Source organism: Streptomyces sp. NH27 (assembly GCF_056859195.1).
This window is the reverse complement of record NZ_JACEGK010000246.1, coordinates 1-11,271: the sequence shown is the minus strand read 5'-3', so window position 1 is coordinate 11,271 and position 11,271 is coordinate 1. Positions and strand designations below refer to the sequence as shown.

General features: G+C 71.0%; 8 protein-coding genes. 6 read left to right on the top strand and 2 right to left on the bottom strand.

Annotated features, from left to right (window positions below; all coding sequences use genetic code 11):
- Positions 1–134 precede the first annotated feature (134 nt).
- The 4 genes from AC13HU_RS20560 to thpR all read left to right on the top strand — a co-directional run bounded on the left by AC13HU_RS20560 (position 135) and on the right by thpR (position 4,717).
- Positions 135–1,589 carry an NCS2 family permease gene (locus AC13HU_RS20560; RefSeq protein WP_483043374.1) on the top strand — a complete coding sequence of 485 codons (1,455 nt, stop codon included), beginning with the start codon at positions 135–137 and terminating at the stop codon, positions 1,587–1,589.
- Positions 1,590–2,033: 444 nt separating this feature from the next.
- Positions 2,034–2,474, top strand: coding sequence for a MarR family winged helix-turn-helix transcriptional regulator (locus AC13HU_RS20555; RefSeq protein WP_483043373.1), 441 nt, complete (start codon positions 2,034–2,036; stop codon positions 2,472–2,474).
- Between the two features lie 99 nt (positions 2,475–2,573).
- A complete protein-coding gene (locus tag AC13HU_RS20550) occupies positions 2,574–4,109 on the top strand; it encodes an MFS transporter (protein ID WP_483043372.1) in 1,536 nt (511 codons plus the stop codon).
- The gene (thpR, locus tag AC13HU_RS20545; protein WP_483043371.1) at positions 4,106–4,717 is read left to right on the top strand and encodes an RNA 2',3'-cyclic phosphodiesterase; all 612 of its coding nucleotides are present in this window, start codon (positions 4,106–4,108) and stop codon (positions 4,715–4,717) included. Before AC13HU_RS20550 ends, thpR begins: the two co-directional genes overlap by 4 nt.
- A 188-nt stretch (positions 4,718–4,905) precedes the next feature.
- Here the strand turns inward: thpR and AC13HU_RS20540 are convergent, their stop codons facing one another.
- Positions 4,906–5,901 carry an aldo/keto reductase gene (locus tag AC13HU_RS20540; protein WP_483043370.1) on the bottom strand — a complete coding sequence of 332 codons (996 nt, stop codon included), beginning with the start codon at positions 5,899–5,901 and terminating at the stop codon, positions 4,906–4,908.
- Between the two features lie 88 nt (positions 5,902–5,989).
- Between AC13HU_RS20540 and AC13HU_RS20535 the strand changes: the two genes are divergently transcribed.
- Positions 5,990–7,045: a hypothetical protein gene (locus AC13HU_RS20535; RefSeq protein WP_483043369.1), complete on the top strand. Its 1,056-nt coding sequence runs from the start codon at positions 5,990–5,992 to the stop codon at positions 7,043–7,045.
- A gap of 87 nt (positions 7,046–7,132) precedes the next feature.
- On the opposite strand, the gene serC is transcribed toward AC13HU_RS20535, so the two are convergent.
- Entirely contained in the window at positions 7,133–8,251 is a 1,119-nt protein-coding gene (serC, locus tag AC13HU_RS20530) for a phosphoserine transaminase (RefSeq protein WP_483043368.1), read from the bottom strand.
- Between the two features lie 147 nt (positions 8,252–8,398).
- Here serC and AC13HU_RS20525 point away from each other — a divergent pair.
- Positions 8,399–11,271 (top strand): FAD-binding and (Fe-S)-binding domain-containing protein (locus AC13HU_RS20525; protein WP_483043367.1); only part of this gene is annotated, 2,873 nt, incomplete at its 3' end.

Genomic DNA, 11,271 nt, shown 5'->3' with positions numbered 1-11,271 from the left:
GTTCAGGGGCCTCTACGCGCGGAGATAGCGTCCGGTTTCCTGTTTGTTCATACTGAAACGGTCACTCGTTGACCGAAATCATTCGTATGATCGCCCAAACCGTGGCGATAAAAGCACCCTGATTGAGGACCCGCATGTCCCCCACGGCCCCCGCTCCGGTCGACGCGCGCCCGCCCATCGGCACACCGCCCGCCACCGGCCTGGACCGCTACTTCCGCATCTCCGAGCGTGGCTCCTCGATCCCCCGGGAGATTCGCGGCGGGCTGGCCACGTTCTTCGCGATGGCGTACATCATCGTGTTGAACCCGATCATCCTCGGCTCGGGTACCGACAAGTTCCATCACCACCTCCAGGGCGGGCAGCTCGTCACCGCCACCGCCGTGACCGCGGCCTTCACCACGCTGCTGATGGGCGTCATCGGCAATGTGCCGGTCGCACTCGCCGCCGGGCTGGGCGTCAACACGGTGGTCGCCCTCCAGCTCGCGCCCAGGATGAGCTGGGCGGACGCGATGGGCATGGTGGTCCTGGCCGGTCTGGCGATCATGCTGCTGGTGGCGACCGGCCTGCGGGAACGGGTGATGAGCGCCGTGCCGCTGGGCCTGCGCAAGGGCATCGCGATCGGCATCGGCCTGTTCATCCTGCTGATCGGCCTGGTCGACTCCGGCTTCGTCACCCGCATCCCGGACGCGGCCCACACCACGGTGCCGCTCCAACTCGGCGGCACCGGCCACCTCACCGGCTGGCCGGTGCTGATCTTCGTGCTCGGCACCCTGCTGACGCTGTCGCTGATCATCCGAAAGGTCTCCGGCGCCATCCTGATCTCGATCGTCTCGATGACGGTGCTCGCCGTGGTGGTCGACCTGATCGCCAACGTGCCCGCCGCGAGCTGGGGCCTGACCGTCCCCAAGTGGCCCGGTAACCCCGTGGCCACCCCCGACTTCGGCCTGATCGGCAAGGTCAGCCTCTTCGGCGGGTTTCACCAGGTCGGCGTGCTCACCGGCATCCTGTTCGTCTTCACGGTGCTGCTGTCCTGCTTCTTCGACGCCATGGGCACGATCCTGGGCGTCAGCGACGAGGCCGGGCTGCTCGACAAGAAGGGCGACCTGCCCGGGATGAGCAAGGTGCTGATGATCGACGGCATCGCCACTGCCGCGGGCGGTGCGACCTCCTCCTCGGCGAACACCTGCTTCGTGGAGTCGACCGCCGGCGTCGGCGAGGGCGCCAGGACCGGACTGGCGAGCGTCGTGACCGGTCTGATGTTCGTCTTCGCGCTCTTCCTGGCGCCACTGGCGGAGATGGTGCCGGCGCAGGCCGCCACCCCCGCGCTGGTCGCCGTCGGCTTCCTGATCCTGTCCGGCTCGATCCGGGAGATCGACTGGAGCGACTTCACCATCGCGATCCCGGCGTTCCTGACGATGGTGCTGATGCCGTTCACCTACTCCATCACCAACGGCATCGGCATCGGCTTCATCACCTTCTGCCTGCTGCGCACCGCGGCCGGCCGCTGGCGCGAGGTCCCCCTCGCGCTGTACGTGGTGGCCGCGGTCTTCACCTTCTACTACCTGATGCCCGCGCTCGGCCTGGTCTGAGATCCGGTCTGAGGTCCGGTCTGAGGTCCGGTCCGAGCGCGAGCCCGTCGCGCCGCCGGGTCGCGGGAGGCGGGACCCGGCCCGGCAGGCGGTTCCTGCTCGGGGTGCGGTGCGGCGGCGTAGAAGCGGTCGGTCTCCTCGACCGCCGTCTTGAAGCGTTCGTCGAAGTCGTCGCGAATGAGCGTCCGGACTACGTAGTCCTGGGCGCTCATTCCGCGTCGGGCGGCATGGTCATTGATCCGGTCCCACAGCTCTGCGTCTATCCGGAGGCTGAGCACTCTCGATGCCATGCGACCACCGTCGCCGCACATCGCGGCCGCGCGTGTCGCTTTCGGCGCCAATCTCACCCGTACGGGTGAGATGCGGGGGGTGGGAGTTTGGGCCAGGGGCGACGGGCAGTATTTGCACGGCAATTGTACTTAGCCAAAGTAATGAGCTAACCTAATGAACGTGACCGAACTGTCCGAGGACGACCGCGCAGCGGTGAGCGAAGTGCGTGGCGCCGTGATGCGGCTGTCGCGTCGGCTGCGCCACCAGCGCGTCGACGAGTCCCTGAGCCCCACCGAGATGTCGGTGCTGGCCACCCTGGCCCGCTGCGGCTCCGCCACCCCAGGGGAACTGGCCCGCAAGGAGCACGTCCAGCCGCCGTCGATGACCCGCATCGTGGCGATGCTGGAGGGCAAGGGGCTGGTCCGCCGGGAGCCGCATCCCGACGACCGGCGTCAGGTGGTGGTGAGCCGCACCTCGCAGGCCGAGGCGATGCTCGCCGAGAGCCGCGACAAGCGGAACGCCTGGCTTGCCGAGCTGGCCGAGGGACTCACCGACGAGGAGCTGGCGATCCTGCGCCAGGCTGCCCCCGTCCTGGAGAAGTTGGCACACCTGTGAACCGCAGGTCACCGCGCCACCTGCGCGTGACCTCGTGCGCGGCGGGCCCTTACCGGCCCGCCGCGCACGAACGACCCAGGAAGGGCAGGCGAGTACCGATTGAGTTCGGCAGCCGGACCAGATACCGCAACCGAACCTGACCGTCCCGCCGCTAAGACGGGCACTTTCAGCTCCCTCAAGATCCGCAACTACCGGCTCTTCGCGACCGGCGCCGTGATTTCCAACACCGGCACCTGGATGTCGCGGATCGCCCAGGACTGGCTGGTGCTGAGCATCACCGGCTCGTCCTTCGCCGTGGGCATCACCACCGCGTTGCAGTTCCTGCCCATGCTGCTGTTCGGCCTGTACGGCGGCGTCATAGCCGACCGCTATCCCAAGCGCAAGATCCTGCTGGGCACCCAGCTCGCCCTCGGCCTGCTCGGTCTGGTTCTCGCCACGCTCACCCTGTCCGGCGTCGTCCAGGTCTGGCACGTCTACGCGATCGCCTTCCTCCTCGGCGTGGTCACCGTCGTCGACAACCCCACCCGGCAGACCTTCGTGGTCGAGATGGTCGGCCCCGACGTGGTCCGCAACGCCGTCTCCCTCAACGCCGCGAACTTCCAGGCCGCCCGCCTTGTCGGCCCCGCCGTCGCCGGCGTGCTGATCACCGCCATGGGCAGCGGCTGGGCCTTCCTCATCAACGGCCTTTCCTTCCTCGCCCCGTTCACCGGCCTGCTGTTGATGCGCACCTCCGAGCTGCACAAGATCGAACGCGCCCCCCGCGGCAAGGGCCAGCTCCGCGAGGGCCTGCGATACGTGGCGGGCAAGCCGGAGCTGATCTGGCCGATCGTGCTGGTCGGCTTCATCGGCACGTTCGGCTTCAACTTCCCGATCTGGCTGTCCGCCTTCGCCAACAAGGTCTTCAACGCGGGTGCCGGCACCTACGGCCTGCTCAACACCCTGATGGCCGTCGGATCCCTGATCGGCGCCCTGCTCGCCGCCCGCCGCACCCGCACCCGGCTGCGGATGCTGGTCGCCGCCGCCCTGGTATTCGGCCTGCTGGAGGTCCTGGCCTCGGCCGCCCCGACCTTCTGGATCTTCGCCATCCTCCTGGTGCCGATCGGCGTGTTCGGCCTGACCTTCAACACCACCGCGAACGCCACCGTCCAACTCGCCACCGACCCGGTCATGCGCGGCCGGGTGATGAGCCTCTACATGATGGTCTTCGTGGGCGGCACCCCGCTGGGCGGCCCGGTCATGGGCTGGGTCACCGACACCTTCGGCGCCCGCGTCGGCTTTCTGTCCGGCGGCCTGGTCTCCGCCGCCGGCGCTGCCGGCGTCGGACTGGTGCTCGCCCGGGCCGGCGGCCTGCGGCTGCGGGTGAACCTGCGGGCCGGCCGCGACAAGAGCCGCCCGCTGATCGCCCTCGTGCCCCGTGCCCCGCGCCCCGGAGCGCCGGTCGAGACCGGCACCGCGATGGCGGACCCGGCGCTTGACGCGGCGGGGCACGACCCGGCGGCCGGTGCCGAAGGCACTTCCGGGCAGGGCGTCTCGCAGCAGGGCAGTCCCGAACAGGTCACCTCGGACCGCGGCACGCCCGGCGCCGAACCGAGCCCCTCCGGCTCTTCCGGCAACCGGCTGACCTCCGCGGCATGAGGCTCTTCACGGCGGTCCTGCCGCCCTCCGCCGCGGTGACCGAACTCACCACGGCGCTCGCACCCCTGCGGCGCCTGCCCGGCGCCCAGGACCTGCGGTGGACCGCCACCGCGGGTTGGCACCTCACCCTCGCCTTCCTCGGTGAGGTGCCCGACGACGTACGCCCCGAACTCGACGAACGCCTCGGCCGCGCCGCCCGCCGGCACGATCCACTCACCCTGCGGCTGGCCGGCGGCGGCCACTTCGGTGGCAGCGCTCTGTGGATCGGCGCCGAGGGCGACCTGCCGGCCATGGGCCGCCTCGCCGGGTCGGTACGGGCCGCGGGCCGTCGCGTCGGGGTGCCCCACGACGCCGAGCAGCACGCCTTCCGCGCCCACCTGACCCTCGCCCGCGTCCCGCGCTCCGCCCGGGTGCCGCTGCGGCCCTTCGCGGACGCACTGGCCACCTTCCGCGGCTCGCCCTGGACCGCCGGCACCCTGACCCTGGTCGCCAGCACCCTTCCGAGCTCCGGCGTACCTGGCGAGCAGCCCCGCTACGACACCGTGGCCACCTGGCCGCTCGGTCGAACCCCGGCCCCGGGCGGCGGACCGGCCGCCACGGACGGCTAACCTCGAAGCGTGGACCCCAAGACCCGTACCCGTGTGATGACCGCCGCCTTCGTCCTGATGCTGGCGGTGGTGGTCGTGGCCGCCGCGGTCCACTGACCCCGGCGCCCACGCACACCGCTACGGCGTGTCCGCAAGCCCCGCCTGCGCGCCCGCCGCCTCTGCTTCCAGAGCCACCAGAGCCACCAGGGCTACCAGGCGAAGGACTCCGGGGACGGACCGGGGCCCGGGAAGATCTCGTCCAGGGACGCCAGGAACTCCTCCGACAGCTTCAACTCCACTGCCCGCAGGGCCGAGTCGAGCTGCGCCTGCACCCGCGGACCCACGATCGGCCCGGTCACGCCCGGCCGGGTCAGCAGCCACGCCAGGCCCACGTCACCGGGGTCGACGCCGTGCTTGTCACACAGGTCTTCGTACGCCTGGATCTGTTCCCGCTGCTGCGGCGACTTCAGCGCGTCCGCACTGCGGCCCGTGGTGGAGCGTGCCCCGCCGCCCTCACGCTGCTTGCGCAGCGCCCCGCCGAGCAGACCGCCGTGCAGCGGAGACCACGGGATCACCCCGAGGCCGTAGTGCTGCGCGGACGGGATGACCTCCATCTCCGCGTCCCGCACCGCCAGGTTGTACAGGCACTGTTCGCTGACCAGACCGAGCGAATTGCGCCTGGCCGCGGCTTCGTTGGCCTGGGCGATGTGCCAGCCGGCGAAGTTGCTGGACCCGGCGTAGAGGATCTTGCCCTGCTGCACCAGGACGTCGATCGCCTGCCAGATCTCCTCCCACGGTGTGTTCCGGTCCACGTGGTGGAACTGGTAGATGTCGATGTGGTCGGTGCCGAGCCGCTTGAGGCTCGCCTCCACCGCGCGGCGGATGTTCAGCGCGGACAGCCGATCGTAGTTGGGCCAGTCGGCGTCCTCGGCAGCCATGTCCCCGTAGACCTTGGTGGCCAGCACGACCTTGTCCCGGCGGCCGCCGCCCTGCGCGAACCAGCTGCCGATGATTTCCTCGGTGCGGCCCTTGTTCGCGCCCCAGCCGTAGACGTTGGCGGTGTCGAAGTAGTTGATCCCGGCGGCGAGAGCCGAGTCCATGATGGCGTGGCTGTCCGCCTCGTCGGTCTGCGGACCGAAGTTCATCGTGCCGAGAACCAGGCGGCTGACCTTGAGGCCGGAACGTCCGAGCTGTGTGTACTCCATGGCCTCAAGCCAAGCTCTTGGAGTGCGCTCGAATCAAGAGGGGCACTCGGTCGCCGAGCCTTCTGCGACCGGATGGCACGCTTGGCCCATGCGTACGTACCTCCCGGCTGCCGCCTCCGGTGCCGCCCTCGTCCTGAGCTGCGCCTCGGTCACGCCCGCGATCGCCGACAGCGGGCCGACGGTGGCCTTCCGGATCGGCGACCCGCGGATCACCGAGTCCAGCGGCCTGGCCGCCAGCCGGCTGCACCCGGGGATGTACTGGACGCACAACGACAGCGGTGACGGGCCCTACGTCTACGGCATCGACGCGGCCACCGGGAAGACCGTCGCCACCCTCACCATGCGCGGTGTCCACGCCCGTGACGTGGAGGCGATCTCGCTGGGCCCCGGCGGCGACCTGTATGTCGCGGACACCGGTGACAACCTCAACTCCTGGCCCGAGGTGTGGATCTACCGCTTCCCCGAACCGCACGACCTGACCAGCCGGACCGTCGACGTCGCCCGCTTCACCATCCGGTACGAAGACGGGTCCCGCGACGCCGAGGCACTGATGGTGCAGCCCACGACCGGCCGGGTCTACATCGCCAGCAAGAACCAGAAGGGTGGCCACCTCTACGAGGGCCCCGCCGAGTTGAGCACCGACGGTGTGAACGTCTTCCGTCGCATCGGAGACGTCCCCTGGGTGACGGACGGCGCCTTCTCCCCGGACGGCAGCCGCCTGGTGCTGCGCGGCTATCTCTGGTCCGCCGACTACCGCTGGGCCGACGGCCGGCCTCACAAGATCGGCTCCCTCACCGTGCCCATCCAGCCGCAGGGCGAGTCCGTCACCTTCACCCGCGACGGCCGCTCGCTGCTGTACGGCAGCGAGGGCAGGGACAGCAAGGTCTGGAAGGAGGCGCTCAGCGGCGAGGAACTGCCCGACGACGTCACGGCGGCCGCCAGCGCCACTTCGCGCGCGGACGCCACCCCGACCGGGGCTTCCTCGGCCGGGCCCGGCCGGACGCCGCCGCCCGCCGACGGAACCAGCACCAAGAAGGCCGCCAACTCCGGTGGGCGGGCGATCGGTTTCGTCGTACTCGCCGGCATCGCCGCCGCCGGGTACGGCCTGCGCAGACTGCTGCGCCTGCGCCGCAGGCCCGACTGACATGCCGGCATGCCGTTTCGCCGTGCCACCCGCGAGGCCGCCGCCGTGCGGCGGCCTCGCGAGCGGGTCAGCATGTCACCGCAGCGGTCAGAGCTGCCCGATCACGTAGTCGATGCACGCGGTGAGCGCTTCGACGTCGGACGGCTCGACGGCCGGGAACATCGCGATCCGGAGCTGGTTGCGGCCCAGCTTGCGGTAGGGCTCGGTGTCCACGATGCCGTTGGCCCGCAGCACCTTCGCCACCGCGGCGGCGTCGATGCCGTCCTCGAAGTCGATGGTGCCGACGACCTGGGAGCGCTGCCCGGGGTCTGCGACGAACGGCGTCGCGTACGACGCCTTCTCCGCCCAGCCGTACAGCCGCGAGGAGGAGTCGGCGGTGCGCTTGACCGCCCAGTCCAGACCGCCCTGGCCGTTGATCCACTCGAGCTGCTCCTTGAGCAGGAACAGGGTGGACAGCGCGGGGGTGTTGTAGGTCTGGTTCTTCAGCGAGTTGTCGATCGCGGTCGGCAGGTCGAAGAACGCCGGGATGTGCCGGCCCGATTCGGCGATCGACGCGGCACGCTCCAGGGCGGTCGGCGAGAACACCGCCAGCCACAGCCCGCCATCGGCGGCGAAGGACTTCTGCGGCGCGAAGTAGTACACGTCGGTCTCGGTGATGTCGACCGGAAGGCCGCCCGCACCGGAGGTGGCGTCCACCACGACGAGCGCGCCGTCGTCCGCGCCCGCGACCCGGCGGATCGGCGCCGCGACGCCCGTGGACGTCTCGTTGTGGGTCAGGGCGTATACGTCGACGCCCGCCTCCGCCACCGGCTCCGGGTGGGTGCCCGGCTCGGACTTCACGATCGTCGGGTCCGCCAGCCACGGTGCCTGTTGCGACGCCTTCGCGAACTTCGACGAGAACTCGCCGAACGACAGGTGCTGCGACTTGGCGCTGATCAGCCCGTGAGTGGCGATGTCCCAGAACGCGGTGGACCCGCCGTTGCCGAGTACCACCTCGTAGCCTTCAGGGAGCGAGAACAGCGCGCGCACGCCGTCCCGGACCTGCCCGACCAGGTTCTTCACCGGCGCCTGGCGGTGAGAGGTGCCCAGCAGGGACGTCCCGGTGGCGGCCAGCGCGTCGAGCGCCTGCGTCCGCACCTTGGAGGGACCCGACCCGAACCGTCCGTCGGCGGGCTTGATGTCAGCGGGGATCTCAATATCGGCCACGCCCGCAGCGTAGTCCGTTACGGGCCTATTGCCGTCGGCGTTCCATCCGATGAGACGGCGCGTCGTCCACCTGTGGTAGCAGCGGGCGGGGGAGCCGTACGCACCCGCCGGGCCCCCGCGCGGCAAGCTGGACCTATGACGGTTGCCATGCCCCCCGGGGCCGAGCGGGCACTACGCGCGGCGGTACGCGGCGAGGTCGCGTGCGACGCCGGTACACGCGCGCTGATGACGATGGACGCGTCCAACTACCGCCGGGTGCCGCTGGCGGTAGTCGCGCCCAAGGACGCCGACGACGTGGCCGCGGCACTGGCGGTGTGCCGCGAGCACGGCCTGCCGGTGGTGCCGCGCGGCGGCGGCACGTCCATCGCCGGACAGGCCACCGGCACCGGCGTCGTCCTGGACTTCACCCGGCACATGAACCGGGTCCTCGCACTGGACCCCGACGCGCGCACCGCCCGAGTACAGCCGGGTGTGGTGCTCGACGATCTGCGGGCCGCGGCCGGCCGGCACGGACTCACCTTCGGCCCCGACCCGTCCACCCACAGCCGCTGCACCCTGGGCGGCATGATCGGCAACAACGCCTGCGGCGCGCACTCGGTGGCCTGGGGCACCACCGCCGACAACGTGCGCGCCCTGGACGTGCTCACCTACCGGGCCGAGCGGGTCCGGCTCGACGGCGCCCTCACCGCCGACGCGCCGCCCCGACTGCGCGACGGCCTGCGGTCCCTGGCCGACGACCATCTGGCGCTGCTGCGCACCGGCTTCCCGCAACTGCCGCGCCGGATCTCCGGCTACGCCCTCGACCGGCTGCTGCCCGAGCACGGCCGCGACGCGGCCCGGGCCTTCACCGGGAGCGAGGGCACCCTCGGGGTGCTCACCGAGGCGACCGTACGGCTGGTCCGGGCGCCGGCCGCACGGGTGCTCGCCGTCCTCGGTTACCCCGACGAGTCCGCCGCCGCGGACGCCGCGCATCTCCTGCTGCCGCACGGCCCGTTGACGGTGGAGGGGATGGCCGCCGACCTGGTCGGGGCGGCCGGCCGGTCCCTGCCGCGCGGCGGGGCCTGGCTCTTCGTCGAGGTCGGCGGCGACGACCCGGACGACGCGCTGGTCCACGCGCGGGAGTTGTGCGGCGCGGCCGAGGGCATGACCGGTCATGCCCTGGTCACCGATCCGGCCCGGCAGCGCTCCCTGTGGCGGATCAGGGAGGACGCCGCCGGCACCGCCACCCGGATGCCCGACGGCACCGAGGCGTGGCCGGGCTGGGAGGACTGCGCGGTGCCTCCGGCCCGACTGGGCGCGTATCTGCGGGAATTCCGCGCCCTGCTGGCCGAACACGGGCTGCGCGGCACGCCCTACGGCCACTTCGGCGACGGCTGTGTCCACGCACGCATTGACTTCGACCTGGTGGACAAGGCCGGGGTCGCGCGCTTCCGTCGCTTCTCCGAGGCCGTCGCGGACCTGGTCGTCTCGCACGGCGGCTCGCTCTCCGGCGAACACGGCGACGGGCAGGCACGCGCCGAGTTCCTGCCGAAGATGTACGGCCCGGAGTTGATCGCTCTCTTTGCAGTTTTCAAGGACCTCTGGGACCCCGACGCCGGGATGAATCCGGGGATGCTCGTGCGTCCCGCGACCAGTGTCAGCAATTTGCGGTTCTCGGTGCTACCCCCTTCGAATGGCTGGAGGGTCGACATGGAATTCACACGAACAGGTGATAGAGGTGATTTTCCGGCCGCGGTCCGGCGCTGTGTCGGCGTCGGGAAGTGCCGTACGGCGACGCTTCCGGAGGGCGGTTCGGACGTCATGTGCCCGTCATTCCGGGCGACCGGCGAGGAGCGCCACTCCACACGGGGCCGCGCCCGGCTGCTGCACGAAATGCTCGCCGGCGAGCTGATCAAGGACGGCTGGCGCTCCACGGAAGTACGCGACGCGCTCGATCTTTGCTTGTCCTGCAAGGGTTGTCGCAGTGACTGCCCGGTCGAAGTCGACATGGCCACGTACAAAGCGGAGTTCCTGCACCACCACTACCGGGGGCGGCTGAGGCCGCGCTCGCACTACGCGATGGGCTGGCTCCCGGTGTGGTTGCGCTGGTCCGCGCCGCTCGCGGGCCCGCTCAACTTCCTTGGCAGGGTACCGACAACGAGCTGGTTGGCGAAACGCCTCGCGGGCATTGCCGACGAGCGGAAAATGCCCGAACTCGCGTCCGAGACATTCACTCGATGGTGGCATAGGTCCGACACGGACGGGCTAACCGACGGGCCGGCCGAAGGTCTCGCGGACCCCGGCGGAGCTGCCGGAGCCGCCCGACCCGAGCCTTCCGGAACCGCCCGAGCCAGGCCCGAAGGCCGCGACGTCGTCCTGTGGCCCGACACCTTCACCGACCACCTCGCGCCCGAGGTCGGCCGCGCCGCGGTCCGGGTGCTGCGGGCCGCGGGCCTGCGCGTGCGCATCCCTGACGCGCAGGTCTGCTGTGGCCTCACCTGGGTGTCCACCGGCCAACTCACCCACGCCAAGGCCGTCATGCGCCGTACCCTCGACCGGCTCGCACCGCTCCTCGACGCCGGCGTGCCGCTGGTCGTGCTCGAACCGAGTTGTGCCGCAGCGCTCCGCGCCGACCTGCCCGAACTCCTCGGCGCCGACGACCCGCGCGCTGCCCGTCTCGCCGCGTCCGTACGTACCTTCGCGGAAACGCTGGAGGAGTACGCGCCGAACTGGGTGCCTCCGCGGTTGGACCGGGCCGTCACCGGTCAGACCCACTGCCACCAGCACGCCGTGCTCGGCGACGCGGCCGACCGCAGGCTGCGGGAGCGGGCCGGACTGACCGGTGCCCTGGTCGGCGGCTGCTGCGGTCTGGCCGGCAACTTCGGCTTCGAAGAAGGCCATTACGAGGTGTCGGTGGCCTGCGCGGAGGAGGCGCTGCTGCCCGCGGTCCGGGCGGCCGAACCCGGCACCGCCGTCCTGGCCGACGGCTTCTCCTGCCGCACCCAGATCGCCCAGCTCGCCGGAGTCCGGGCCCGCCATCT

Coding starts and splice junctions, on each gene's coding strand:
- AC13HU_RS20540 (WP_483043370.1), bottom strand. CDS start 5,901: ATGGAGTACACACAGCTCGGACGTTCCGGCCTCAAGGTCAGCCGCCTG.
- AC13HU_RS20560 (WP_483043374.1), top strand. CDS start 135: ATGTCCCCCACGGCCCCCGCTCCGGTCGACGCGCGCCCGCCCATCGGC.
- AC13HU_RS20555 (WP_483043373.1), top strand. CDS start 2,034: ATGAACGTGACCGAACTGTCCGAGGACGACCGCGCAGCGGTGAGCGAA.
- thpR (WP_483043371.1), top strand. CDS start 4,106: ATGAGGCTCTTCACGGCGGTCCTGCCGCCCTCCGCCGCGGTGACCGAA.
- AC13HU_RS20535 (WP_483043369.1), top strand. CDS start 5,990: ATGCGTACGTACCTCCCGGCTGCCGCCTCCGGTGCCGCCCTCGTCCTG.